This is a genomic window from Herbiconiux sp. 11R-BC, from assembly GCF_049472555.1.
In the GTDB taxonomy this organism is placed as follows: Bacteria; Actinomycetota; Actinomycetes; order Actinomycetales; family Microbacteriaceae; genus Herbiconiux.
In genome coordinates, this window is record NZ_JBCEBO010000002.1 from 614,346 (window position 1) to 638,578 (window position 24,233).

The window sequence follows — 24,233 nt, forward strand, 5'->3', positions numbered from 1 at the left end:
CGGGTGGTCGCGGTCAGTCTGATCTGTACTCATCAGTCGCGACGAAAGGCCTGCCCGATGTCTCTGCGAACCCCTCGCGCGGCTCTTGCGAGCATCTTGGCTTCGGTTACCATCGCCGGTCTCGCACTCGTCGCCTCGCCTGCCGCCCATGCGCTCGACGGCCCGACCTCCGATCAGTACGACGTGCGGGCCGGCGCGCTCTTCCATGTCGGCGCCGAGGCCGGGGTGAAGTCCAACGACGGCGCTGCCTCGGCGACGTTCCAAGCGGCGACGACGGTGATACCGGCGCACGGAACACTCACTCTCGCGGCCGACGGTTCGTTCGACTACGCCCCAGCGGCGGGCTTCGTGGGCGACGACATCTTCCGCTACTGCCTTATCGCCGTCGCCGGTACCCCCTGCGCTACGGGCAACATCTCCGTGGTGCTCTCGGTGAAGTCCACGGTGGAAAGGATCGGCGGTGCCGACCGCTTCGCTGTCTCAGCGGCCGCCTCGGCGGGAGCTTTCCCCGCGCACGTGCCAGTGGCCTACGTGGCATCCGGTGCTGTCTTCCCTGACGCGCTCTCCGCCGGCGCCGCGGCCGGAGCCCAAGGAGCACCCGTCCTGCTCATCGAGAAAGACTCGGTTCCTGCCGTCGTCGGCACCGAGCTCAGTCGCCTCCAGCCGGGAAAAATCGTCATGCTGGGCGGACTGAACACGCTCAGCGCCCAAGTGCAGACGGCACTGAGCGACTACTCCGGAGACGTGACGCGCGTCGGCGGTGCGGATCGCTACGTGGTCTCGGCTGCGGTGTCGCGAGGGGTCTTCGCACCGATGCGGCCCGTGGTGTTCATCGCCTCGGGTGAGGTGTTCCCCGACGCGCTCTCAGGTTCAGCAGCCGTCGGCATCGTGGGCGGCCCCCTCCTCCTGGTGCAGAAGAACTCCATCCCCAGCGACGTCGCGGCTGAGATCGCGCGGTTGACTCCGCTCCAGATCGTGGTTCTCGGGGGAAAGAACACCATCGCCGACGAGGTGGTGACCACGCTCCAGCGCTCGGCGAACACGATCCGCATCGATGGGTCCGACCGCTTCGAGGTCTCGGCCTCGGTCTCGGCGAACACCTTCGCCCCTGCCGACACCCACACGGTCTACGTCGCCTCCGGCGCCGGGTTCCCCGATGCGCTCTCGGGTTCGGCCGCGGCGATCAGCAAGCATGCACCGGTGCTGCTGGTCACCAAAGACGGCATTCCCGCTCCGGTGGCGACCGAACTGGATCGGTTGAAGCCGACCCGAATCGTGGTGCTCGGCGGGGAGAACACGGTGTCTGCGGCCACGGAGGCGCTGCTCGCGACGCACCTGGCGCACTGACCCACGTGGGGTGCTGACCGCCGACGGTCCCGGGTGGAGGATGGAGGCATGACCTCAGAGACCTCGTCGCCTGACGCAGCGGGCGGGCAAGCAGCGCCCGCCCCCATCGCCGTGACGGGCGCGACCGGCGGTGTCGGTGGGCGCGTGGCGCGCTTGTTCGGTGCGGCCGGCGTGCGGCAGCGGTTGATCGTGCGGGATGCCAGCAGGGTGCCTGTGATTCCGCACGCGGAGGCGCAAGACGAATCGCGAGGTGAAGCCGGTGCATCGGCCGCCGTCGAGGTCGCCGTGGCGACGTACTCCGACGGCGAGGCGGCCCGCCGCGCGCTCGACGGCGTGAAGGTGCTGTTCATGGTGTCGGCGGCCGAGAACGCCGACCGCCTCGCCGAGCATCGGGCATTCATCGACGCGGCCCGCGCATCCGGTGTCGAGCACGTCGTCTACACCTCGTTCTTCGGGGCGGCGCCCGATGCGGTGTTCACCCTCGCCCGCGATCACTTCGTGACCGAGAACCTGATCCGGGATGCCGGGCTCGGCTTCACGTTCCTGCGCGACAACCTCTACACCGACTTCCTGCCGATGCTCGCGGGCGAGGACGGCGTCATCCGCGGGCCCGCCGGGGACGGCCGTGCCGCAACCGTCACGCGCGACGACGTGGCCGAAGCTGCGGTCGCCGCGCTCCTGAACCCGGATGCGCACGCCGGCGCGACCTACGAACTCACCGGCCCCGAGGCGCTCACCCTAGACGAGGTGGCAGCAATCCTGACGGCCGACGGCGGCCGCGGCCCGATCACCTTCCACGACGAGACACTCGACGAGGCGTACGCCTCCCGCGCCGTCTACGACGCACCGCAGTGGCAGCTCGACGCCTGGGTGAGCACCTACACCGCCATCGCGGCCGGTGAACTCGCGCGCGTCACCGCCGACGTCGAGCACCTCACGGGCCACCCGCCACGCTCTCTACGCGAGTTCCTGCGCAGCTGACGCGGCCGACGATGCCGCGCACCGCTCAGACCCCCGCGGCCGCCGGGCGCTGCAGCCGCGCCAGCTCGTTGCCGTCGATGTCGAACAGCCGCAGGTAGCCGTTGTCGAGGGCGATGGTGCGCGTCGCGCTCTCCACGGGGTCCCAGACCGGCGCGCAGTCGGCGCCGGACGACGCATACGCCGAGGCCAGGAAGTCGGTGCCGTCTCCGGCCCACGGCAGGCCGTCGGGCTGCACGAGGTTCTCCGAAGCGGGAGTCGGCGTCGGCTCTGGGCTGCGCAGGCAGTCGCTCAGCGCATAGACCCCACTGGTGTCGAAGGTGATGGATGCCGTCGCGCCCGGCATCCCGGCGGGCACCCAGGTGCCCGAGAGGTCTTTGCGCGTTGCGGCCACGAGGTCGGTGGGCAGCGGCGTGGCCACCCGGAGGGTCTGGCGCACCGTCGCGTCGAGGGCCGGCTCGGGCAGGAGCGCCACCGCGGGATCGTTGGCCGTGGCGGCGGGGGGCCCGGCGGCTTTGTCGAGGCGGGCGACCTGGTTGTCGAAGGAGTCGAGGAGGTCCCAGCCGCCGTTCGCGCCGCGGAACTTGCGCACGGAGGCCAGCCACGACACCTCGGGCGCCGTCGAGGCGCCGTCGCCGTGCAGGAAGCAGCTCTGGTCGCCGCCGATGGCGCCGGCGACGAAGTGCACGTCGGATGCGGCCCAGCTGGTGCTCAGAACGCCGCAGCCGCGGAACAGCATGAGAGTCTGCGTGCCGCCGTCGGCCGACAGGCGGAGCAGGGTGCCGTCCTTGTCGCCCAGCGCCTCCGTTACCTTCCAGTAGCCGATCAGGCCGATCGAGTCGGACACCTTGCCGCTCGGTGCGCCGACGAGCAGGGGCTGGTCAAGACTGAACGGCACGACTTCCGTCGCCGACGGGCTCGGCGTGGCCACCGACCCGCTCGAGGCGCCGTTCGCGTCGGCGGTGCATCCGGCCACGAGAGCCAGAACGACCAGCCCTGCGACCCCTGCCGCCACGCTGCGGGCGGCGCGCATCCGTCCCGTTCCCGCTCCGTTGCGCGTGCGCGTACTGCCTGCCATGCCTCCACGCTATTGGACGCGCACCCTCCCGGCCCACAAAACCCCTGTGAGCCCCCGGCTAAACTGGGCCACGTGACCGACGCGCGCAGCAAACTCATCGACTTCATCAAGACCGATGCCGTGTTCCACGGCGATTTCACGCTCACGAGCGGCAAGAAGGCGAGCTACTACGTCGACCTGCGCAAGGTCTCGCTCGACCACCGCGTGGCCCCCCTCATCGGCCAGGTCATGCTCGACCTCATCGCCGGGGTCAAAGACGTGGATGCCGTGGGCGGGCTCACCATGGGCGCCGACCCGATCGCCTCCGCCGTGCTGCACCAGGGCGCGGCGCGCGGCCTCGAGTACGACGCCTTCGTGGTGCGCAAGGAGCCGAAAGACCACGGTCGTGGCCGCCAGGTCGAGGGTCCGGATGTCGCCGGCAAGCGCGTGATCGTGCTCGAGGACACCTCCACCACGGGCGGCTCGCCGCTCGCCGCGATCGCCGCCCTCGAGAAGGCCGGAGCGATCGTCGTGGGCGTCGCCGTTGTGGTCGACCGCAACACCGGCGCCGGGGAGCGCATCGAAGAGGCCGGCTACCCCTACCACTACGCGATCGGGCTGGCCGACCTCGGTCTCGAGTGACGATGCCGCCCGACGCCACCCCCGACCTTCCTCCGTCGAACCCGGGCACACCGAGTCCGACCGCCGGCGCGGGTGCCGGCGGCGGTGCCGGTGAGGTCGCGACCCCGGCGGGCGCGGCGGCCGCGGCCGCGGCCGGGGGCCGGGGCGGGCGGACGGATGCACTGAACCGGCGCATCCTGGTGGGTGCGGCGGTGGTCGTGGCGATCGCGGTCGTCGTGGTGATGTTCTTCGTCGGGATGCGCGTGGGCGGCCCGGCCGGTGCGAGCCCGGAGGCCGGTGCGGCCACGGCTGCGCCGACGGTCACGACCAGGCCCGAGTCGACGAGCCCGACCCCGGCCCCAACGGCGTCGTCCCTCCCCGCGGCGCAGCCCACGGGCGCGGCCGCTCCCGGGGTGCACGCCTGGAACCAGCTCGGCGGCGGAGAATGCCTCACCGGATACAACTCGCCCTGGGCCGAGGAGTTCACGGTGGTCGACTGCGGCGCCGAACACACCGCCCAGCTCGTCACGCGCGGCCTCTTCGACGAGCCCGCGACCGCCGCCTACCCCGGCGAGGCCGAACTCGTCTCCCGCCTGAACCTGCTGTGCACCGCCCCCGCCGTGCTCGACCTCGCCGCCGCCGGACAGCTCGACGACGTGCAGTGGCAGGCTTCCTACCCCGCGAACGACGCCGCCTGGGCGGCCGGCGATCGCGCCTACTACTGCTTCTTCAGCCGCAGCTCCGGGCAGCCGCTCGGAGCGAACCTCGCGGTGCCGTTCGCGGGCTGAGAATTCCTCCGGATCCGCCACCTCGACAACTAGAGTGGGATGCCATGCGCCAGATCATCCGCCCCTCACGCCGCACACCGAAAGGCATCGCGGTCGCGGTTCTGATCGTCGCCGCGACGCTCCTCCCCGTGCTCGGCGCGAGCCCGGCCCTCGCCGAGGCGCCTGCGCACCCGGGCGCCGCGCATCCGGCCGCCGCGCATCCGGCCGCCCCTGCGCAACCGCCGCTCGCCGCCGCCCCCGGCGACGTGAACGACTTCACCTTCGCGTCGTTCGACGGCCGCTACGACCTCGGGATCGACGACGCCGGCCACTCCACGCTCACCACCGTCGAGACCTTCGTGGCCGAGTTCCCCCAGGGCGACCAGAACCACGGCATCCAGCGCGCCATCCCCACCCGTTTCAACAGTCACCCCACCAACCCGGTGATCCTGTCGGTGACGGATGCGGCGGGCACCCCGCGCCCCTACGAGACGTCCGACGACGGTGAGAACCTCGTGCTCACCATCGCCGCCCCCGACTTCGTGCACGGCGAGCAGACGTACGTCATCACCTACCGCCAGACCGACGTCACCCGCTACTTCTCGAACACGAACGACGACGAGTTCTACTGGGACACCAACGGAACCCTCTGGCAGCAGCCCTTCGCCGCGCACACCACCACGACCACGGTCGAGCCCGCGCTCGTCGGCGCCCTCACCGGCAGCACCGGATGCTTCGTGGGCGTCCAGGGCTCGAGCACCTCGTGCGAGATCGTGCGCAGCGACGTGAACGGCGCCGCCGTCTTCACCACGCGGGTCGCGGACCTCTCGCAGGGCGAGAACGTGACCGTCGGCATCGCCTTCGTGCCGGGCACCTTCGTGCAGATCGACACCTCCTACCTCTCGGCGCCGTCGAGCTGGGTGCAGCTGATCGCCACCGTGCTCGGCGGGGTACTGGCCTTGCTCGCGCTGCTCTACCGCTTCATCTGGCTGAGGGATGCGCGGGGCCGGCCGGTCGTCATCGCCGAGTACACCCCGCCCCCGGGCGCGGACCTCCTCATCGCCTCGGTCGTCATGAAGAAGACTCCGCGCGCGGCGGCGGCGTCGTTCGTGGACTACGCGGTGCGCCACAACATCCAGATCGTCGAGCAGGAGGAGCCGGGCGTCTTCTCGTCGAGGACCGCCTACTGGCTGCACCTGCTCACCGCGCAGGGGCTCGGCGAGCACGAGCTCGGCTTGGCGCGGGCGCTCTTCGGCAGCGAGCTGACGCCCGGCGCCTGGCGCGAGCTGAAGAAGAACGACAGCGAGCTCGCGAAGGCCGTCTACGCCGTGATGCAGAGCACCAAGAAGCGCGCCCTGGCCGAGGGCTTCCAGCGCTCGGGGGTGCGCTGGCAGGGCACGGTGCTCGTGCTCGTCGCCATCCTCGTGTCGGTGATCGGCTTCGTCGCCGGCTCCGTCTCGTCGAACGCCGAGGTGGGCGACGGGCTCCCGATCGGGCTGTTCTTCCCGGCCGGATTCGCCTTGCTGATCGTGTTCTACGGCGCGTTCCGCGTCACGCTCACGCAGAAGGGCGCCGAACTCCGGGACTACATCGAGGGCATCCGCCTGTACATCGAGTGGGCCGAGGAAGACCGATTCAAGGCCCTGCAGAGCCCCGAGGGGGCACTCAAGACCGGCGTGAACGCGCCAGACCGGGGCCAGGTGGTGAAGCTCTACGAGAAGCTGCTGCCCTACGCGGTGCTGCTCGACCTCGAGTCGGAGTGGGCGAAGGTGCTCGGCACCTACTACGAGAGTCTCGGAAGCCGGCCCGACTGGTACGGCGGCGGGTCGGGGGCGTTCAACGCCTATCTGTTCGCCTCGGCCATCGGTTCGCTCTCGTCGACCGCGTCGAGCGCCTACTCGGGCAGCTCGACGAGCAGCTCGAGCGGCTTCTCGGGCGGAGGCGGATTCTCCGGCGGCGGTGGCGGCGGTGGCGGAGGCGGCGGGGTCTGACGTTCGCGTCACGCGGAAGAGTCGCGGCCTCGGGATGCGCGGCCCGGCTCGCGTGGGCGCAGGGGCAGGGGGCCCCGGCCGCCGGGTGGTTGTGGTCGGCCACTCGATCGGACGGGGCTCGACGGAGTGATCGCCCGGTAGGGCCGATGCGCCGGCTATTCGCGGCGGAAGGCCGACAGGGGCGCGCTCGTGCCGGTGCCCTGCACCTCCCAGTGGTCGACGGTGGTGCCGTCGGCGTCGAACTGCCAGCCCACCACGCGCCAGCCCGCTGCGGTGACGCGGGCCTGGACGCCATCGGCGCTGACCGTGCCCGAGACGTCGTTCGCGCCCTCGAAGTACCAGTACTCGGCGCCGGCGAGCTGCTCGGGGGTATCGATGACGGCCCGGCCGGTGGTGAGGTACTCGAACGTACCGGCGGGATGCTCCTCGAAGATGCGGAGCTTGTCGCCCGCGAGGGCCGCGCGGTAGGGGGCGAGGGCATCCTCCTCCGCCGTGGCGGTGGCCTCGAGGCGCGATCGTGCTGCGGCGAAGAGGCTCTCCACGCGAGAGCGCAGTTCGCCGATCGTGACGGGCACGCCGGCGATGGTGGTGCTCGCGGAGTCGGGCACGGAGGCGACCGCCGCGGCGAGCGGGAGGTAGTCGTCGTTCTCGCGTAGCACCGCGTCGGCCGCGAGGGTCTGGGCGAAACCGAACGGGGGAGCGGTCGTCGTCATGTCGTGCTCCCAGGTCTGGAGCAGCCGTTCGGCGCGATCGACGAATGCGCGAACGGCCGGGTCGTCGGTGGCATCGGCCGCGGCAGCGGCGCCGGACGCCTCGGCCGCGACGGGCGCCCGATCGGCGTACACCTCGTCGATCCCCGCCCGCGCGGCCGCCGTGACGGGGTCGCCGTAGTACGCAGCGGAATCCGGTGCCTCCCCGTCCGGGACACGCCTGTCGGTTGTGCGGATGGCCGGTGCACGACCGTCGGTGCCGGCTAGCGCTTCGGTGCCGGCGGACCCACCCGAGCCCGCCGGGCCACGGGCAGGTGCCGCCCCGCTCGAGCCGGCGGGGCCGGCCGCATCGTGCGCCTCGACGACCAGCACCGGGCCGCCGGACGTGCCGGGCTCGATCGGACCGGTCGCCACGATCCGTCCGTCCGTCACCTCGAAGGGCACCCGGCGCACCACCGTGCTGTCGCGCAGGAACACGACCTCGTAGGGCCCGTCGTTCTCATCGAGCAGGTGCCAGCCGCTGCCCCAGCCGGAGGCGCGGTCGTTGTTCCAGCCCCGCACCGCGTCGAACTCGGCCAGCACCTCGCGCAGGGTGGGTTCACCGTCGTTCCCTGGCCCCGCCCATCCGGTGGCCACCGAGGCCGGTTCGGGCAACCGCACCCCGCGGAAGAAGCAGTGCGCCTCGAGCTGGTAGGCCTGAGCGTCGCCGGGCAGGAAGGCGGTGGCGCGCAGGCGGGGGGCATCCGCCAGCCCTGCCGTGTCGAGGCTCACGAGCCCGAGCCCGCCCAGCCAGGAGTTGTCGACGGCGTAGAGGTGTTCGCCGCCTCGGGCCGTCACCGTGAAGGAGCCGTCGTGCAGCAGCTCGTCGACCCCGTCGAGCGCCGAGACGAGCCGGATGCGCAGCCCGAACGTGCCGGCTTCGTCGCATCCGTCTTCGCCGTGCCGGAGTTCGGCCGCGATCCGCTCATCGGCCGCCGCCTCGCGCAGCCGGGCCGTGCCGGAGAACCACACGGCGCCGTCGGGGCGGGTCACTGTCCATTCGAGTACCGCGCCGGCGGGGACGGGCCCGAGCAGGGTGAAGCCGACCCGCGGGCACCAGCCCTCCGGCCGGTAGCCTCCGAACGAGTCGAGCTGGATGCGCAAGGAATGCTTGATGATGAGCGGCATGGCGAGGGCTCTTGTCTGCGAGACGGCGTGAGGGGCCGAAGAAGATGAATATGAGGACGCCTCAATTTATGAGATAGACTCCGGGAATGTCCAGCTCTACTCTCGCCCGGGTCGGTCTCGCTGTCGTCGCGGCGCTGTTGTGTTCTTCGCCGGCGACCGGAGCAGCCGGTGCCACGGTCGCGGCTGCGGCCGCTGCGACGGCGCCGCTCGCAACTCAGCTCGTCAGCGTCTCCAACACGCCTCCCTTCGTCGAGGGCAGCCGCGCTTCCCGCGCTCCGAGCGTCTCGGCCGATGGCCGTTACGTGGCGTTCGAGTCGGCGGCGGGCAATCTGACGGCGATCGCCACCGACGGATGGCAGGTCTACGTGCGCGACACCCAGACGGGGTCGACGCAGCTCGTGAGTGCGACGCCGGGCGGCGTCGCCGGTGACGGGGATTCGATGCATCCCTCGATCTCCGCCGACGGGAACAGGATCGTCTACGTGTCGAGCGCGCACAACCTGAGTTCGAGCGCCATACCCCAGGCCATGCTGTGGGACCGCGCGACCGGCCTGACGCGCACGGTGAGCCTCAGCAACGACGACCCGCCCGTCCGGGCGAACAGCACCGTCAACTCTCCGGTGATCTCCGGCGACGGCTCGACGGTCGCTTTCTCCACCGCTGCCACGAATCTGACCGGTGACGACAACCATAGTTCCGCCCAGGTCTACGCCCGCGACATCGCACTGAACGCCACCCGTCTGGTCAGCGTGGACGAGACGGCCGCCGCGGGCAACGGCTCCTCCAGCGATGCGACGTCGCCGTCGATCTCGGGCGGCGGGCAGGCGATCGCGTTCGTCTCGAAGGCGTGGCTGAGCCCAACGGCGCCCGGAGTGCCGGGCGCCGCCCAGGTCTGGGTGTCGAAGGGCCAGGACCTCGGCATCGCGCTCGCAAGCGTGAATTCGTCCAGCACCGCGAGTGCTGACGCCGGCGCAGCGGAGCCGGCGATCTCGAATGACGGGGGATCCGTCGCCTTCGTGAGCGCTGCGACCAACCTCGTCGGCGATCCCACCGGGGGGCATCGTCAGGTCTTCCTGCGCAGCCTCACTTCGGCAGCCTCCACCCGGCTGGTCAGTTACAACGATGCCGGCACGGCGGGAGCCGACCACGACTGCGACTCGCCCGTGATCTCCTTGCACGGAGAAGACATCGCGTTCGTGAGCGCCGCAACGGATCTCGTGCCCGGTGGCGGAAACGGGCATCGCCAGAGCTATGTCCGCCGAGTCGGATCCGGGCGCCTCGTGGTCGCGAGCCGCACGGACTCCGGCGCGCCCGGCAATGGCGACTCGACGGCGCCGGCGATGTCGAGGGACGGCTCGGCCATCGCCCTGACATCGATCGCGACCGACCTCGTTCCGGGCGCGACGGGAGCCTCGGAGCAGGTATACCTGCACGAGCTCGCCGAGGCGCCACGAGTGGACCGCATCGACGGGGCCGATCGCTTCGCGGTGGCCGCGGCGGTGTCGAAGGCCACATTCGCGCCCCACGTGGAGACCGCCTACATCGCGTCGGGCAAGGTCTTTCCCGACGCACTGTCGGGATCCGCGGCGGCCGGCCTCTACGCCGCTCCGGTTCTTCTCGTCACAGACACGGCCGTCCCCGCGGCCACCGCGACCGAGTTGACCAGGCTCAAACCCGGGCGCATCGTGGTGCTCGGCGGGACCGTGACCATCAGTGCGGACGTCGAGGCGGCACTGCGCGCGTACGCGCCGGCAGTCCAGAGGGTCTCCGCGCCCGACCGCTTCCAGCTGTCCGCAGCGATCTCCGCCTCGCTCTTCACTTTTCCGAGGGCGGGGAGCACTGCCTTCATCGCGTCGGGCGCGGTGTTCCCGGATGCGCTGGCCGGCTCGGCGGCGGCGGGCTTGGGCGGTGCGCCGGTGCTGCTCGTGACCAAGGATGCCGTACCCGACGCGATCACTGCAGAGTTGAAGCGGCTGAAGTCGCGGCATCTCTACGTGCTCGGAGGCACGGCCACGGTCTCGGAATCCGTGGTGACGGACTTGAAGAAGCTGGTTCCGGACGTGACGAGAATCGCCGGGGCGGACCGTTTCGAGGTCTCGGCGAACATCTCTGCACAGCTGAACCCCGATGTGCGCAGCACGGTGTACGTGGCTTCCGGGGCGACCTTTCCAGACGCCCTCGCGGGCTCGGCCGCGGCTGTGCAGACCGCGTCCTCGATGCTCCTCGTCAACACCGACAGCCTGCCGCCCGCCGTGGCGGCCGAGCTCGACCGCATCAGGCCTACGCGGATCGTCCTCCTGGGCGGGCGTAACAGCGTCTCCGACGGGGTTCAGCGCGAGCTCGAGAAGCACGTCTACCCGGCGCGGTGACGCCCGCCGTGAACGGCGCGGCGCGAACGGTGCGGCCGCGGGTCAGCGGGCGCCGGTCACCGAAGCGATGACGGCGAGACCGGCGGCCGCGATCCAGAAGAAGGCGACGGCGAGCCAGCCGGCCAGGGTGACGTAACCGAGGATGAGGCCGGCCAGCGTGAGCCCGCGGCCGTCCTCGGCGCGGTTCTTGATCTGGCTGAGGGCGATGTGCCCGGTGACCACCGGCACGATGCCGAAGCCGAGCACGCCGAGAACGAGCGTGATGATGCCGAGCGTGTTGGTCTTGGGCTGGGGCGGAAAAGGCGCGTAGCTCTGCTGAGGGGCGGCCGGGTAGGCGGGCATCGAGGCGGAGGCGTGCGCATCCGTGGGCCGGCCGAACACGGCGGTGTCGTTGGTGGCCGCGGTGGGGGTGCCGGCGTCGGCCGGGCTGTCGGTGAGGGGAGCGGTGGTGTCTGTCATGCCCTCAACGCTACGAATCACGAGCGCGCCGCGAATCGCACCCCGGCATCATCCGCGTGGTACCGCGGGACGATCTCGGGATGCGGGATGCGGGATGCGGGGAGCGGGGTGGCGAGGCCCGGCGCCACCCCGGCGTCGTCTAGCCGGAGAACGCGTTGGCGCAGGTCTGCTGCTCCGCCGTCTGGCCCTTGAGCCCGGAGATGACCTCGGGGGCCGTCGCCTCGCTCGTCGGCGCCGTGGTGGCCGGAGTCGTGGCGTTCGGATCGGTGGTGGGAGCCGTCGTCTCGGTCGGAGTGGCCGCCGGGTCGGTCGGCGCGGGGGTGACGAGCGTCGACCCGTTTCCGGTGGAGTCCTCGGGCAGCGAGAACGGCTGGTCGGCGAGGATGCTGGCGAACAGGGCGTCGGCGGTGCTCTGCACGGGCGCGACCTTGTTCGGGTCGACGCTCCACGCGGCCGAGGGGTACTGCACGAACACGATGTTGTTGAGGTTCACGTCTTTGAGCGTGAGGGCGAGCGACACCATCGCATCCGGGCTCGCGAGCGATTTCGAGGGGACGATGTTCTGCGACGCCGCCTGCGCGAGGCCGTAGAGCTTGGAGATGTCGGTGAGGGTGTTCGCGCTCTTCATGGTGCGGATGAGTGAGGAGAGGTACTGCTGCTGCGAGGCGATGCGCGAGAGGTCGCTGCCGTCGCCCACACCGTGCCGGTTGCGGAGGAAGGCGAGCGCCATCTGGCCCTCGATCACGCTCGTTCCGGCGGGGAGGTCGAGGCCCGAGTCCGGGTCGGAGATCGGTTCGACGAGACACACCGGAACGCCGCCCACGGCGTTGGTCATCTCGATCACGCCGTTGAACGAGGTGGCGGCGGCGTACTGGATGTTGAGGCCGGTGAGGTTGGAGATGGTCGCCGTGACACAGGCGAGACCACCGCGCCCCCAGGCGGTGTTGAGCGGTTGGGCACTCATGGCGTCGTACGTGGTGCCCGTGTTCGGGTCGGTGCACTCGGGATGCGCGATCACGAGGTCGCGCGGGAAGCTCACAACGACCGCGTTCTGGTGGTCGGCCGAGACGTGCAGAAGGATGTTCACGTCGTTGAGCGTGGCATCGCGCTCGCCGAAGCTCGTTCCCTGGTTCGGGTCGTTGTCGGTGCCGACCACCATGAGGTTGAAGCCGCCCTCGAAGGGGCCGAGCAGCGGGGGAGCGGCCGGTGCGCCGGTGCCGCCGCTGATGTCGACGGCGTTGGCGCTGAAGTTCGAGGTGACGCTCGTGACCGCGTAGGCCGCCACGGTGCCGACGCTCACGAGGGCGACGGCCACCACGATGGCGAGGCCCTTGAAGACCGCTCCGACCGGCGACGGCGTGTGGAGCCGACCGTGGCGGATGGGCCCGCTGCTCTGCTGCCGCGGGCGTCCGGCGATCTCGTCCAAATGCAGTCCTTCGTGTGGGGAAAGGGCGTCACAGCGGTATGATTCCCGCTCGACGGTCGATCCTAGCCGACGGAATTATCAACGCACCGGGCGATTTCCCAGGGTGGCGCGCCGGAGTGTCCGGAGGAATTCGATGCCGTCCGCGGCCACGACACCTCGGGGGCTTCGTTGATCGGCGCGACGAGGCGAATGGCAGGAAGTCGTCGAACAGCGTCATTCCGGCTACTCGTGGCAGCTTCGCTTGTTCCCTAGCGTTACTGCCATGGTCACCACGTTCGCCCTCATCGCCTTCTTCGGGCTGCTCACCGCCCTCGCGCTCGTCGCCGTCGTCGCGACCCTCATCCAGACGGTGCGCGATGGCTACGGCCGCCGTCGCACCCTCGGTGACGACGCCCGGCGGGAGTGGCGCGCGGGGCGCTAGAGCTCGCTCTCGATCGGCTCGGTCACGAGGAGGTCGGCCACCGAGTTCAAGATCTCCGACGGGCGGAACGGGTACTTGTCGATCTCGGCCTGATCGCTGATGCCCGTCATCACGAGGATGGTGTGCAGGCCTGCCTCGATGCCGGCCACGACATCCGTGTCCATGCGGTCGCCGATCATGCCGGTGTTCTCCGAGTGAGCGCCGATGCGGTTCATCGCCGAGCGGAACATCATCGGGTTGGGCTTGCCCACGATGTAGGGGTCTTTGCCGGTGGCCTTCGTGATGAGGGCGGCGATGGCGCCCGTGGCGGGCATCGGACCCTCGGCGCTCGGCCCCGTCGCATCCGGATTGGTGACGATGAACCGCGAGCCGTCGTTGATGAGCCGGATGGCCTTCGTGATGGCCTCGAAGGAGTAGTTGCGGGTCTCGCCCACCACCACGTAGTCGGGGGCGGTCTCGGTCATGATGAAGCCGGCCTCGTGAAGTGCCGTCGTGATGCCGGCCTCGCCGATGACGAAGGCGCTGCCGCCGGGCATCTGGTCTTTGAGGAAGGTGGCGGTGGCGAGCGCGCTCGTCCAGATGAACTCCTCGGGCACCTCGAGGCCGGATGCGCGCAGCCGGGCGCTGAGATCGCGCGGCGTGAAGATGGAGTTGTTCGTGAGCACGAGGTAGGGCTTGCCCTGGTCGCGCCACTGCTGCAGCAGCTCGGCGGCGCCGGGGATGGGGTGGTTCTCGTGAACGAGCACACCGTCCATGTCGGTGAGCCAGCATTCGATCTCGTCGCGACCGGGCATGGGGACTACTCCTTCTTCCACGTTCCTCCAGCGTACAGGCGCGACCTGGGCGCGGCTGGGGGCGGGCGATGAGGCTCCGATGAACGGTCTGTGGGAGTGCGCTGCGCCCAGTAGAGTGCAGGGATCGCGCGGCGGGGGCTGTGCGGAAGAGGGGGAACGATGCCGAAGTCCGCTGCTGTGCGCCTGTCTGCCGCGGGGGCGCTGCTGTGCGCCGTGGCCCTGCTGGTGAGCGGATGCGCGGGGCCGGGCGGCAGCGCCGCGACCGTCGCCGCCGACCCGGGCGGGGCATCCGGAGCATCCGACTCGCCCACCTCGTCGCCCGTGCCGATCGAGGAGTTCGTGCAGATCGACCCGCTGGCCGAGCCTCTCGTGCAGGCGGGGCATCTGCTCGTGGCCGGCTCGGAGGGATTCGCGGGCGTCGACCAGCGCACAGCGCTGGACATGGCGACGCAGAAGCTCGAGGCCGACGTGCAGACCGCGCAGCTCTCGGCCGCCGGTGGGCCGGCGGCGAGCCAGGCGTCGCCGCCGGTGACCTCGGCGTCGATCTCGGCCGACATCGCGTCGTTGCTCACGGCCGTGCACGCGGTGCGGCTCGGCGTGGTGGAGACGGCGGTGCGGGTGGTGAACTCCGAGACCCCGGATGCCGATCAGGCCGTGCGCGACGAGCTCTTCACCGCGATCGTCGCGCAGCAGGCGCAGGCCTCCGCTACCGACGACACCCCGCGCCAGACGCTCGAGCTCGTGGCGAAGGTGCGCGCGACGCGGGACGCGCAGGCCGCGGCCCTCGCTGCCGCAGCGGCAGCGGCTGCGGCCGCCGAGGCGGCCCGCCAGGCCGCCGCGTCGTCAGGCTCCAGCAGCTCGGGCTCGGGCCCAATCTATTTCCCGCTGTGCTTCCACCCGAGCCCGAAGCCTTACACCGATCCGTTCACGGGCGAAATCAAGTACATCGGGGGGCCTGACCCGGCCCCGGACTGCTGACTCCACGGTTCATCCTTAATGATTGCAATAAGGCGCATAAAATGCTTTTATGGTCGGTATAGCGATCGTTAGGAGAGAGCGTGGCGCGCCCGACACCTGCCCGCGTAGCCCTGCGCGCGAAGACCATCGGCGAGAACCTCACCGCATGGCGCAAATTGCAGGGGCTCACGGCCGAGCAGCTCGCGGAGCGCGCCGGAATGTCGCGTGGCACCTTGCGCAAGATCGAGCAGGGTGACCCGGGAGTGTCCTTGGAGGGCTTTCTCTCCGTCGCGTCGTCATTGGGTCTGCTCGACCAGATCGCCAAAGCCACCGATCCCTACGAGACCGATCTAGGGCGGGCGCGTGCCGACGAGGTGCTGCCGCAGCGGGTCCGCCGATGACCGCGATCTTCACGTTCCTCTCAGAGGGTGACGGCACCGCGCGGGTCGGCACTGCTTATACGACGGCTCGGCGCTCGGTGCTGACTGCTTCATTCGCCTACGAGCGCGACTATCTCGCGCGGCCATCCGCGTACGCGCTCGATCCGGCTCTGCCACTTTCCGGCGGCACCGCGACGCAGGGTCTTCCGAGACAGGGGCTCCCCGGCGCGTTCAGCGACGCGGCGCCCGATCGGTGGGGGCGGAATCTCATCTCCAAGCGTCTCCGAGCGGAAGCCGCCGCCGACGGGCGCACCGCGCCGGCTGTCACCGAGGTCGACTACCTGCTCGGAGTCAGCGATGAAACCCGCCAGGGTGCATTGCGCTTCGCGCGTGAGCAGAACGGCGAATTCCTGCGCGCCGAACACGACGTACCCAAGCTCATCGCCCTCCCGCAGCTGATGCGGGCGGCGGAGAAGGTGGTGGCCGACGACCCGGAGGAAATGTCGGCCGTCAAGCTTCTGCTCGACGCAGGGACGGGGTCGCTCGGCGGCGCGCGACCCAAGGCATCGGTGAAAGACGGTCACCGTCTGCTCATCGCCAAGTTCGCGCATCCGGATGACGAATGGTCGGTCATCGCCTGGGAGAAGACGGCGCTCGACCTCGCAGCCGATGCCGGAATCGACGTGCCTCGAACCGAACTGGTGCATGTGGATGGGAAGCCCGTGCTGCTACTGGACCGCTTCGATCGCGAAGGCGCCGAGCGGGTCGGATACATCAGCGCGATGACGCTCGTTCAGAGCAGCGACGGAGAGGCGCGCGACTACGTGGAGATCGCGGAGGCGCTCGCCGCCGATGGAGCGTCGGTGGCTGCAGACCTCGAGCAGCTCTGGCGTCGGATCGCGTTCTCGATCGCCATCCACAACACCGACGACCACCTGAGGAATCACGGCTTCCTGCGCCGGTCTTCCGGGTGGGTGCTCTCCCCGGCCTTCGACGTGAACCCGAACCCGACGCTTTCGGCCTCCCGGGTCACGAGCATCGGAGGTTCCAGCGATCTCAAGACCGATGTCACGGGCCTGTTCTCGTACGCGCCCACCTTCGGACTCACAGCTCGACGAGCACGGGCGATCGCGCAGGAGGTTGCGGACGCGGCCCGCGCCTATCGCGGCGCAGCAGTTCGGAACTCGGTGCCCGAGGGGGAGCTCGCGCGATTTGCGCCGACGCTGGAGGCGGCGACGGGCGCTCTGGTCGCGTCAGCCCCGGGGTAATGCGCGCTCGGCGGTCTCCCGCTCGCGCATGCCGGTAGAGTGCGGGAACGGCGCCGCGGGGGCGGGGCTGCAGGATGGGGGATCGATGACGAGGACCACGGTGGCGCGGCTCACCGAGCTGAGCGCGGCGATGTGTGTGCTCGGGCTGCTGGTGAGCGGATGCGCGGGGCCGGGTGGCGGGGCCGCGACGGTCGCTGCGAGGCCGGCCAGCGCATCCGCTGCTCCCGTGTCGTCGTCGCCCGTGCCGATCGAGGAGGTCGTGGCGATCCACCCGCTGGCCGAGCCTCTCGTGCAGGCCGGGCACCTGCTCGTGGCCGGCTCGGAGGGCTTCGCCGGCGTCGACGCGCGCACGGCCCTCGACATGGCCACGCAGAAGCTCGAGGCCGACGTGCAGACCGCGCAGCTCTCCGCGGCCGGTGGCCCGGCGGCGAGCCAGGCGACACCGCCGGTGACCTCGGCCTCGATCTCGGCCGACATCGCGTCGCTGATCACGGCGGTGCACGCGGTGCGGCTCGGCGTGGTCGAGACCGCGGTGCGGGTGGTGAACTCCGAGACGCCGGATGCCGACCAGGCCATGCGCGATGAGCTCTACACCGCGATCGTGGCCCAGCAGGCGCAGGCCTCCGCCACCGACGACACCCCGCGCCAGACGCTGGAACTCGTGGCGAAGGTGCGCGCGACGCAGGACGCGCAGGCCGCGGCCCTCGCTGCCGCAGCGGCAGCGGCAGCGGCTGCGGCCGCCGAGGCGGCCCGCCAGGCCGCCGGGTCGTCAGGCTCCAGCAGCTCGGGCTCGTCAGGAGCCCCATCGGCACATGTCTTCCCGCCGATGTGCCTTCCGCTGCCGAGGTGTTTCACGAGTGGCCTGACGGGCGAAGAAGTCTGCACACCCGATCCCCCGCCCTGTTGATCGTGCCGAAGTCACCGCTCAGCTGCCAATGGCCGGTCTATCCCTCGAGTGACGCGAGTTGCCGCACGAGTCGCTCGATGTTCTCCAGCTCGCCCATGACCTCGGTGGCTACGAAGGCGCGGTCGCGCTTGCGCTCGTCGAGCGGGGTGAGGACGCCGGCATCCACCAGCGTCGCGACGCCGCAGAACGGCGTGGATGAGCGCTCGCCCGATGCGGCCGTTTCCATCGGTGAAGGGATGGATCGATTCGAACTGCGCATGCACGATCGCCGCCTGCGTCAGCGGCGGCAGGTCGTCGCGGTTGGCGAAGGCGAGCAGGTCGTCGAGATAGTCGTCGACGGTCTCCGGCGGGGGCGGGATGTAGAGCGCGTCGCGGGGGAGTAGTCGCTGCCGCCGATCCAGTTCTGCATGGTGCGCACGCGCCCGGCGAACGCGGCCTCGTGGGGGTCGTCGCCGAGAAGCGCTGTGTGTGCGGTGAGGAGCATCTCGCGCGTGAGGCGCGTGTCCCGCTCGACCCGGTCGATCATGTCGTGAATGGCCACGGATGCGGCCACCATCGCGGTGGCCGACTGTTTCGCCCGGCTGCCGGCGATCGCGCGGGCATAGTCGGCCACGCTCGCGTCGAGGTGCTCGATCTTCGAGGAGGCGACTGACTCCAGCCTGATGAGCGTGTGCCCGACATGCATAAGGTGTGACAACGGACCCGTTATCACACGATGATGACCGCAAGCGGGCTGAAGGTTCGCCGCGAAAACGGCACGATCGGTTTTGGTCAAGACGACTTTAAGGGTTAGAGTCGAGTCAACCTTTAGGGGATGACCGCCCATGACCACCCAGCCCACCGACGAAGCGACCGTGTCGCTCGCCGTGTCGACGGTGATCTTCGCGGTGCGACCCGACCGGCCCACGGCGCTGCCGAGCCTGTGGCTGCCGCTCGTGCGGCGCATCCGGCCTCCCTTCGAAGGGCAGTGGGCGCTGCCCGGCGGCCCGCTCGGCGCCCGCGAAGACCTCGAGACCGCCGCCGCCCGCACCCTCGCGGCCACCACCGCGCTCACCCCGAGCTACCTCGAGCAGCTCTACGCCTTCGGCACCCTCGACCGCTCACCGCTCGAAGAAGGAGTCGCCCAGGCGCTCGGCGAACCGGTGGAGCGGGTGGTCTCCATCGTCTATTGGGCGCTGGTGAACTCCGAAGAGGTCATCCACTCGAGCGAGAACGCCTCGAGCGAGAACGTGGCCTGGTTCTCGGTCGACGACCTGCCCGACCTCGCCTTCGACCACGACGTCATCGTCGAATACGCGCTGTGGCGCCTGCGCAACAAGGTGGAGTACAGCCGCATCGCGCACGCCTTCCTCGGCGACACCTTCACCCTCGCCGAACTGCGCGAGGTGCACGAGGCCGTGCTGGGGCGCTCGCTCGACCCCGCCAACTTCCGCCGTCAGATCGAGTCGTCGAACGTCGTGGTGCCTACCGGCAAGCGCGTCACCGGCACGAGCTACCGGCCGCCCAAGCTCTACCGCTACAACCAGTCCGTCGATCCCCTCGACCGCGGGCCGCTCCCCCCTGTGAGAAAGCCGCTGCCATGAACAACGCCACCCTGTCGGTCGACACCGAGATCCAGCTCATCACGAGGAGCGCTCCCGGCGTCTCCGGTTCGACCTGCACCCCGGAGCTCGCCGACGGCCCCTGGGTGTTCGACCTGCAGCCCGCCCCCTCCTACGGCCCGGGCGCCTCGATGGCCGACCCCATCCCCGCCGACACCCCCCGCCAGGGCCAGCTGCCGGATGCCTACAAGACGGCCTCGAAAGACGAACTGGATGCGCGCATCCGGGCCGCCAAGGCCACACTCGGCGACCGCGTCGTGATTCTCGGCCACTTCTACCAGCGCGACGAGGTGGTGCAGTACGCCGACTTCGTGGGCGACTCGTTCCAGCTCGCGAACGCGGCGCTCACCGTGCCGGAGGCCGAGGCGATCGTGTTCTGCGGCGTGCACTTCATGGCCGAGACCGCCGACATCCTCGCCCGCCCCGAGCAGTCGGTCATCCTGCCCAACCTGGCGGCCGGCTGTTCGATGGCCGACATGGCCGACATCGACTCGGTCGAGGCGGCCTGGGCCGAGCTCGCCGAGATCTACGGAACCGAGCCGGATGCCGACGGCCGGGTGCCCGTCATCCCCGTCACCTACATGAACTCCTCGGCCGCGCTCAAGGGCTTCTGCGGCCGCAACGGCGGCATCGTCTGCACCTCCTCGAACGCCGCGACCGTACTCGAGTGGGCGTTCGAGCGCGGGCAGCGCGTGCTGTTCTTCCCCGACCAGCACCTCGGGCGCAACACCGCGAAGGCGATGGGTGTGCCGCTCGAGCGCATGCCGATGTGGAACCCGCGCAAAGCCCTCGGCGGCTCGACGGTCGAAGAGCTCGAAGACGCGCAGGTCATCCTGTGGCACGGCTTCTGCTCGGTGCACAAGCGCTTCAGCGTGGCGCAGATCGACCGCGCCCGGGAGACGCACCCCGGCGTGCAGGTGATCGTGCACCCCGAGTGCCCGATGCCCGTCGTCGACGAAGCGGATGCCGCGGGCTCGACCGATTTCATCGTGAAGGCCATCGCCGCCGCTCCCGCCGGCTCCACCTTCGCGATCGGCACCGAGATCAACCTGGTGAACCGGCTCGCCAACGAGTACCCGCAGCACACCATCTTCTGCCTCGACGACGTGATCTGCCCCTGCTCGACGATGTACCGCATCCACCCCGGCTACCTCGCCTGGGTGCTCGAGGAGCTCGTGGCCGGCCGGGTCGTGAACCAGATCTCCGTGGCCGACGACGTGGCGGTCCCGGCCCGGGTGGCCCTCGAGCGCATGCTGGCGGCCCGCCCATGACCGGGCTCGACGCGGTCGCGCGACCGCGGGTGGTGATCGTGGGGAGCGGGGTGGCCGGGCTCGTCACGGCGCTCGCGCTCGGCGAGCGGTTCGAGGTGACGATCGTGACCAAGAGCACGATCGACGAGAGCAACACGCGCTATGCCCAGGGCGGCATCGCCGCGGCCGTGATGCCGGGCGACAGCGTGGCCTCCCACATCGCCGACACCCTGGTCGCGGGCGCCGGGCTGAGCGACCCGGCGGCGGTGGAGGTGCTCTGCGCCGAGGGGCCGGAGCGCATCCGCGACCTCATCCGCTGGGGCGTCGACTTCGACCGCGAGAACGGCGACCCCTCGGCAGCGTTCGACGCCGGGCTCGAGGGGGCGCACTCGCACCACCGCATCCTGCACGCCGGCGGCGACGCCACGGGCTACGAGGTGGAGTGGGCGCTCGTGCGCGCGGTCCGTGCCGCCGCGGCCCGCGTGCTCGAGCAGAGCTTCGTGGTCGACCTCGTGATCGACGAGACGAGTGGACGCGCGACCGGCGTCACCGTGCTGCGCGACGGCGTGCTCGAGACGCTCGCCGCCGACGTCGTGGTGCTCGCGAGCGGCGGCCTCGGTCAGCTCTACCCGCACACGACGAACCCCTCGGTCACCACCGGCGACGGCGCCGCGGCCGCCCTGCGGGCCGGGGCGGTGCTCGCCGACGTGGAGCTGGTGCAGTTCCACCCCACGGCGCTCGCCGTGCCCGGGAGCTTCCTCGTATCGGAGGCGGTGCGAGGCGACGGGGCCGTGCTGCGGAATGCCGCGGGGGAGCGCTTCATGCTGGGTGCGCATCCGCTGGCCGAGCTCGCCCCGCGCGACATCGTGGCCCGGGCCATCGCGGCCGAGATGCTCGCCACCGGCGCGCCCGTGCTGCTCGACGCCACGGCGATCGGCGCCGAGGAGCTCGAGCGCCGGTTCCCCACCATCTCGGCGGCGAGCCGGGAGCACGGCTTCGACTGGAGCCGGGAGGGCGTGCCGGTGGCGCCCGCGGCCCACTACTGGATGGGCGGCGTCGCCACCGACCTCGACGGCCGCACCTCGGTGCCGGGGCTCTTCGCCGTGGGCGAGGTGTCGTGCACGGGGGTTCACGGCGCGAACCGGCTGGCCTCGAACTCGCTGCTCGAGTCGCTCGTGTTCGCGCACCGCGCGGCGGCGGCGATCACGGCGGATGCGGAGGCGGGCGTGCGCGGTGTCGCGTGGGCCGGCTTGCCGAACTCGGTGCTGCTCGGCGCGGGCGGCGCGGGCGACGCGGGCGCGGAACCACGCGCGGCCGCGCGGGCCGAGTCGCACGAGCCCACGCGGGCCGAGCTGCACGAGCTGATGTGGCGCTACGCCGGGGTGTACCGCGATGCGGAGGGGTTACGAACGGCTCTTCGCACCCTCACCGGCTGGGGGGTGCCCACCGTCGATGCCGCCGGCACCTCGGTCGAGCGCCTCGAGACCGCCAACCTGCTGCAGCTCGCGCGCGTGCTCGTGGCCTCGGCGCTCGCCCGGGAGGAGTCGCGCGGCGCGCACTTCCGCTCCGACCACCCGGATGCGGAACCCGCGTTCGCCCACCACCTCGCCGTCGTGCAGGCGCCCGCGGCGGCCGACCCGGCGCATCCGTTCGCCGAACCGCGAGAGTTCGCGCTGCAGGGGCTGGCCGTCTGATGCTCACCCCGCAGATCGTCGACGACGTAGTCTCGCGCGCCCTCGCCGAGGACGCGCCCTGGGGCGACATCACCTCCGAGCTCCTCATTCCGGCCGAGGCACAGGTCGAGGCCACCCTCGACGCGCGCGAGCCCGGCGTGTTCAGCGGCACCGCCGTGCTGCTGGCGACCATGCGCCTCGTCGACCCGGCCATCCGCACCACGATGCACGTGGCCGACGGCGAATCGTTCGCGGCGGGCGCCGTGCTCGCCACGGTGAGCGGTCCGGCGCGAAGCGTGCTGCGGGCCGAGCGCGTGGCGCTCAACCTGCTGCAGCGCATGAGCGGCATCGCCACCCTCACCGCGCGCTATGTCGCCCTCGTGGCCCACACGGATGCGCGCATCGTCGACACCCGCAAGACGACGCCGGGGCTCCGCGCCCTCGAGCGGCAGGCGGTGCGCGACGGTGGAGGGCACAACCACCGGTTCTCGCTCTCCGACGCCGTGATGGCCAAGGACAACCACCTCGCGGTGCTCGCGGCGCAGCACGACGGCGACGTCACCGCGGCGCTCAAGGCCGTGCGCGCGCAACTCTCGCACACCACCCACCTGGAGGTGGAGGTCGACCGGCTCGACCAGATCGAGGCGGTGCTCGCGGGCGGGGTCGACACGATCATGCTCGACAACTTCAGCCTCGACGATCTCCGCACCGGCGTGGCCCAGGTGGCCGGGCGGGCGCTCGTGGAGGCCAGCGGCGGCGTGAACCTCGACACCGTGCGGGCGATCGCCGAGACCGGGGTCGACGTGATCTCGGTGGGGGCTCTCACTCACAGCGTGCGCGCGCTCGACCTCGGGCTCGACGTGGCGTTCGCCGCTGCGAGCGGCTCGCCCGCGACGGCCGGGGTCGCATCCGCCCCCGCCGCGACCCCGTGATCTACCTCGACGCGGCCGCCACCACCCCCGTGAAGCGGGAGGTGCTCGAGACGATGTGGCCGTACCTCACCGGCGACTTCGGCAACCCCTCGAGCCACCACGGCGTGGGCGAGTCCGCCGCGCGGGCGCTCGCCGAGGCCCGCCGCACGGTGGCCGAGTGGCTCGGCTGCCGGCCGGCCGAGCTCGTGTTCACCTCGGGCGGCACCGAGGCCGACAACCTCGCGCTCAAGGGCATCGCGCTCGGCAACCCCCGGGGGCGCCACCTCGTGCTCAGCGCGATCGAGCATCCGGCCGTCGTCGAGTCGGCGGACTACCTGCGGCGGCAGCACGGCTTCGACGTGACCGAGGTGCCGGTCGACGAGACGGGCCTCGTGCATCCCGACGCCTTCGCCGCGGCGCTGCGCCCCGACACCACGCTCGCCTCGGTGATGTTCGCCAACAACGAGATCGGCACGGTGCAGCCCGTGGCCGAGCTCGCCGCCGCGGCGCACGCGGCCGGCGGCATCCCCTTCCACACCGATGCGGTGCAGGCGGCGGGCTGGCTCGACACGCGCGTCGACGCGCTCGGCGTCGACGCCCTCAGCTTCTCGGGCCACAAGCTCGGCGCCCCGAAGGGCATCGGTGCGCTGTTCGTGCGGAGCCGGCTGCGCCTCGAGCCGCTCGTGCACGGCGGCGGGCAGGAGCGCGGCAACCGCTCGGGCACCGAGAACGTGGCCTTCGCCGTGGGGCTCGCGGCCGCCGTGACCGCCTCCGAGCGCGTGCGCGTCGAGGCCGCCGAGCGCGCGAGCGGGCTGCGTGACGAGTTCATCCGGGCGGTGCTCGCCGGGGTTCCGGATGCGCGGCTCACCGGGAACGCGCAGCGCCGGCTGCCCTCGGTGGCGTCGTTCTGCTTTCCGGGAACGAGCGGCGAGGCCGTGCTGCTGCAGCTCGAGGAGCGCGGAGTGGTGGTGTCGAGCGGCTCGGCCTGCGCGGCCGGCAGCGACGAGCCCTCGCCGGTGCTGATCGCCTGCGGCATCGCTCCCGAGGTGGCCCAGACCGCGGTGCGCTTCACCTTCACCGCCGAGACGACCGCCGAGGAGCTGCGCACGGCGGCGACCGCCCTCGTGGCGGCGGTGGCGGAGGTCTCGGCGCTGCGCTGATCTTGCGCGACGGTGCTCT

General features: G+C 71.1%; 23 protein-coding genes. 16 read left to right on the forward strand and 7 right to left on the reverse strand.

The window, feature by feature from the left end:
- Positions 1 to 96: 96 nt before the first annotated feature.
- Both VD659_RS07895 and VD659_RS07900 read left to right on the forward strand, forming a co-directional pair.
- On the forward strand, positions 97 to 1,347 hold the full coding sequence (locus VD659_RS07895; RefSeq protein ID WP_423260567.1) for a cell wall-binding repeat-containing protein: 1,251 nt from the start codon (positions 97 to 99) through the stop codon (positions 1,345 to 1,347).
- Between the two features lie 48 nt (positions 1,348 to 1,395).
- Positions 1,396 to 2,328, forward strand: a complete 933-nt coding sequence (locus VD659_RS07900; RefSeq protein ID WP_423260568.1) for an NmrA family NAD(P)-binding protein — start codon at positions 1,396 to 1,398, stop codon at positions 2,326 to 2,328.
- A gap of 25 nt (positions 2,329 to 2,353) precedes the next feature.
- Here the strand turns inward: VD659_RS07900 and VD659_RS07905 are convergent, their stop codons facing one another.
- Entirely contained in the window at positions 2,354 to 3,403 is a 1,050-nt protein-coding gene (locus VD659_RS07905; protein ID WP_423260569.1) for a hypothetical protein, read from the reverse strand.
- A gap of 72 nt (positions 3,404 to 3,475) precedes the next feature.
- Between VD659_RS07905 and pyrE the strand changes: the two genes are divergently transcribed.
- Genes pyrE through VD659_RS07920 form a run of 3 tightly spaced genes read left to right on the forward strand, consistent with a single transcriptional unit; the run spans position 3,476 to position 6,761 of the window.
- Positions 3,476 to 4,024, forward strand: a complete 549-nt coding sequence (pyrE, locus tag VD659_RS07910; protein WP_423260570.1) for an orotate phosphoribosyltransferase — start codon at positions 3,476 to 3,478, stop codon at positions 4,022 to 4,024.
- Positions 4,025 to 4,026: 2 nt separating this feature from the next.
- A complete protein-coding gene (locus VD659_RS07915) occupies positions 4,027 to 4,791 on the forward strand; it encodes a hypothetical protein (protein ID WP_423260571.1) in 765 nt (254 codons plus the stop codon).
- Positions 4,792 to 4,835: 44 nt separating this feature from the next.
- Positions 4,836 to 6,761 carry a DUF2207 family protein gene (locus VD659_RS07920; protein ID WP_423260572.1) on the forward strand — a complete coding sequence of 642 codons (1,926 nt, stop codon included), beginning with the start codon at positions 4,836 to 4,838 and terminating at the stop codon, positions 6,759 to 6,761.
- A gap of 155 nt (positions 6,762 to 6,916) precedes the next feature.
- Here VD659_RS07920 and VD659_RS07925 read toward each other — a convergent pair whose 3' ends face one another.
- On the reverse strand, positions 6,917 to 8,638 hold the full coding sequence (locus VD659_RS07925) for a hypothetical protein (RefSeq protein ID WP_423260573.1): 1,722 nt from the start codon (positions 8,636 to 8,638) through the stop codon (positions 6,917 to 6,919).
- Positions 8,639 to 8,724: 86 nt separating this feature from the next.
- Between VD659_RS07925 and VD659_RS07930 the strand changes: the two genes are divergently transcribed.
- On the forward strand, positions 8,725 to 11,007 hold the full coding sequence (locus tag VD659_RS07930) for a cell wall-binding repeat-containing protein (protein ID WP_423260574.1): 2,283 nt from the start codon (positions 8,725 to 8,727) through the stop codon (positions 11,005 to 11,007).
- A gap of 42 nt (positions 11,008 to 11,049) precedes the next feature.
- Here VD659_RS07930 and VD659_RS07935 read toward each other — a convergent pair whose 3' ends face one another.
- Both VD659_RS07935 and VD659_RS07940 read right to left on the reverse strand, forming a co-directional pair.
- Entirely contained in the window at positions 11,050 to 11,466 is a 417-nt protein-coding gene (locus VD659_RS07935; protein WP_423260575.1) for a DUF4190 domain-containing protein, read from the reverse strand.
- Positions 11,467 to 11,605: 139 nt separating this feature from the next.
- Entirely contained in the window at positions 11,606 to 12,892 is a 1,287-nt protein-coding gene (locus tag VD659_RS07940) for an LCP family protein (RefSeq protein WP_423260576.1), read from the reverse strand.
- Positions 12,893 to 13,154: 262 nt separating this feature from the next.
- Here VD659_RS07940 and VD659_RS07945 point away from each other — a divergent pair, with 262 nt between their 5' ends.
- The gene (locus VD659_RS07945) at positions 13,155 to 13,313 is read left to right on the forward strand and encodes a hypothetical protein (protein ID WP_423260577.1); all 159 of its coding nucleotides are present in this window, start codon (positions 13,155 to 13,157) and stop codon (positions 13,311 to 13,313) included.
- Here the strand turns inward: VD659_RS07945 and VD659_RS07950 are convergent.
- Positions 13,310 to 14,107, reverse strand: a complete 798-nt coding sequence (locus VD659_RS07950; protein WP_423260578.1) for an HAD-IIA family hydrolase — start codon at positions 14,105 to 14,107, stop codon at positions 13,310 to 13,312. The two genes, VD659_RS07945 and VD659_RS07950, sit on opposite strands and share 4 nt — an antisense overlap.
- A gap of 159 nt (positions 14,108 to 14,266) precedes the next feature.
- Here VD659_RS07950 and VD659_RS07955 point away from each other — a divergent pair, with 159 nt between their 5' ends.
- From VD659_RS07955 to VD659_RS07970, 4 genes are all read left to right on the forward strand, one after another.
- Positions 14,267 to 15,085 (forward strand): hypothetical protein, encoded by an 819-nt coding sequence (locus VD659_RS07955; protein ID WP_423260579.1) that lies wholly within the window; start codon positions 14,267 to 14,269, stop codon positions 15,083 to 15,085.
- Between the two features lie 80 nt (positions 15,086 to 15,165).
- Positions 15,166 to 15,465, forward strand: coding sequence for a helix-turn-helix domain-containing protein (locus VD659_RS07960; RefSeq protein ID WP_423260580.1), 300 nt, complete (start codon positions 15,166 to 15,168; stop codon positions 15,463 to 15,465).
- On the forward strand, positions 15,462 to 16,712 hold the full coding sequence (locus tag VD659_RS07965; protein ID WP_423260581.1) for a type II toxin-antitoxin system HipA family toxin: 1,251 nt from the start codon (positions 15,462 to 15,464) through the stop codon (positions 16,710 to 16,712). The genes VD659_RS07960 and VD659_RS07965 overlap by 4 nt, the downstream gene beginning before the upstream one ends.
- Before the next feature lie 85 nt (positions 16,713 to 16,797).
- Positions 16,798 to 17,619, forward strand: coding sequence for a hypothetical protein (locus tag VD659_RS07970; RefSeq protein ID WP_423260582.1), 822 nt, complete (start codon positions 16,798 to 16,800; stop codon positions 17,617 to 17,619).
- A gap of 11 nt (positions 17,620 to 17,630) precedes the next feature.
- On the opposite strand, the gene VD659_RS07975 is transcribed toward VD659_RS07970, so the two are convergent.
- Together VD659_RS07975 and VD659_RS07980 are read right to left on the reverse strand one after the other, a co-directional pair.
- On the reverse strand, positions 17,631 to 17,978 hold the full coding sequence (locus VD659_RS07975; protein ID WP_423260695.1) for a Fic family protein: 348 nt from the start codon (positions 17,976 to 17,978) through the stop codon (positions 17,631 to 17,633).
- Complete coding sequence (locus tag VD659_RS07980) at positions 17,897 to 18,394, reverse strand: hypothetical protein (protein WP_423260700.1); 498 nt, start codon at positions 18,392 to 18,394, stop codon at positions 17,897 to 17,899. The genes VD659_RS07975 and VD659_RS07980 overlap by 82 nt, the downstream gene beginning before the upstream one ends.
- Before the next feature lie 49 nt (positions 18,395 to 18,443).
- Between VD659_RS07980 and VD659_RS07985 the strand changes: the two genes are divergently transcribed.
- The 5 genes from VD659_RS07985 to VD659_RS08005 are packed head-to-tail and all read left to right on the forward strand — an operon-like array spanning position 18,444 to position 24,214.
- Entirely contained in the window at positions 18,444 to 19,202 is a 759-nt protein-coding gene (locus VD659_RS07985; RefSeq protein WP_137836247.1) for an NUDIX hydrolase, read from the forward strand.
- Positions 19,199 to 20,491 carry a quinolinate synthase NadA gene (gene nadA, locus VD659_RS07990; RefSeq protein ID WP_423260583.1) on the forward strand — a complete coding sequence of 431 codons (1,293 nt, stop codon included), beginning with the start codon at positions 19,199 to 19,201 and terminating at the stop codon, positions 20,489 to 20,491. Before VD659_RS07985 ends, nadA begins: the two co-directional genes overlap by 4 nt.
- A complete protein-coding gene (gene nadB, locus VD659_RS07995) occupies positions 20,488 to 22,164 on the forward strand; it encodes an L-aspartate oxidase (RefSeq protein WP_423260584.1) in 1,677 nt (558 codons plus the stop codon). The genes nadA and nadB overlap by 4 nt, the downstream gene beginning before the upstream one ends.
- Positions 22,164 to 23,075: a carboxylating nicotinate-nucleotide diphosphorylase gene (nadC, locus tag VD659_RS08000; RefSeq protein ID WP_423260585.1), complete on the forward strand. Its 912-nt coding sequence runs from the start codon at positions 22,164 to 22,166 to the stop codon at positions 23,073 to 23,075. The genes nadB and nadC overlap by 1 nt, the downstream gene beginning before the upstream one ends.
- The gene (locus VD659_RS08005; RefSeq protein ID WP_423260586.1) at positions 23,072 to 24,214 is read left to right on the forward strand and encodes a cysteine desulfurase family protein; all 1,143 of its coding nucleotides are present in this window, start codon (positions 23,072 to 23,074) and stop codon (positions 24,212 to 24,214) included. Before nadC ends, VD659_RS08005 begins: the two co-directional genes overlap by 4 nt.
- The last annotated feature ends 19 nt before the right edge of the window (positions 24,215 to 24,233 follow it).

Excerpts from the sequence above, each read along its gene's own strand:
- VD659_RS07900 (WP_423260568.1), top strand. The coding sequence starts at position 1,396 with ATGACCTCAGAGACCTCGTCGCCTGACGCAGCGGGCGGGCAAGCAGCG.
- VD659_RS07905 (WP_423260569.1), bottom strand. The coding sequence starts at position 3,403 with ATGGCAGGCAGTACGCGCACGCGCAACGGAGCGGGAACGGGACGGATG.
- VD659_RS07915 (WP_423260571.1), top strand. The coding sequence starts at position 4,027 with ATGCCGCCCGACGCCACCCCCGACCTTCCTCCGTCGAACCCGGGCACA.
- VD659_RS07920 (WP_423260572.1), top strand. The coding sequence starts at position 4,836 with ATGCGCCAGATCATCCGCCCCTCACGCCGCACACCGAAAGGCATCGCG.
- VD659_RS07925 (WP_423260573.1), bottom strand. The coding sequence starts at position 8,638 with ATGCCGCTCATCATCAAGCATTCCTTGCGCATCCAGCTCGACTCGTTC.
- VD659_RS07930 (WP_423260574.1), top strand. The coding sequence starts at position 8,725 with ATGTCCAGCTCTACTCTCGCCCGGGTCGGTCTCGCTGTCGTCGCGGCG.
- VD659_RS07935 (WP_423260575.1), bottom strand. The coding sequence starts at position 11,466 with ATGACAGACACCACCGCTCCCCTCACCGACAGCCCGGCCGACGCCGGC.
- VD659_RS07945 (WP_423260577.1), top strand. The coding sequence starts at position 13,155 with ATGGTCACCACGTTCGCCCTCATCGCCTTCTTCGGGCTGCTCACCGCC.
- VD659_RS07950 (WP_423260578.1), bottom strand. The coding sequence starts at position 14,107 with ATGCCCGGTCGCGACGAGATCGAATGCTGGCTCACCGACATGGACGGT.
- VD659_RS07955 (WP_423260579.1), top strand. The coding sequence starts at position 14,267 with ATGCCGAAGTCCGCTGCTGTGCGCCTGTCTGCCGCGGGGGCGCTGCTG.
- VD659_RS07965 (WP_423260581.1), top strand. The coding sequence starts at position 15,462 with ATGACCGCGATCTTCACGTTCCTCTCAGAGGGTGACGGCACCGCGCGG.
- VD659_RS07970 (WP_423260582.1), top strand. The coding sequence starts at position 16,798 with ATGACGAGGACCACGGTGGCGCGGCTCACCGAGCTGAGCGCGGCGATG.
- VD659_RS07985 (WP_137836247.1), top strand. The coding sequence starts at position 18,444 with ATGACCACCCAGCCCACCGACGAAGCGACCGTGTCGCTCGCCGTGTCG.
- nadA (WP_423260583.1), top strand. The coding sequence starts at position 19,199 with ATGAACAACGCCACCCTGTCGGTCGACACCGAGATCCAGCTCATCACG.
- nadB (WP_423260584.1), top strand. The coding sequence starts at position 20,488 with ATGACCGGGCTCGACGCGGTCGCGCGACCGCGGGTGGTGATCGTGGGG.
- nadC (WP_423260585.1), top strand. The coding sequence starts at position 22,164 with ATGCTCACCCCGCAGATCGTCGACGACGTAGTCTCGCGCGCCCTCGCC.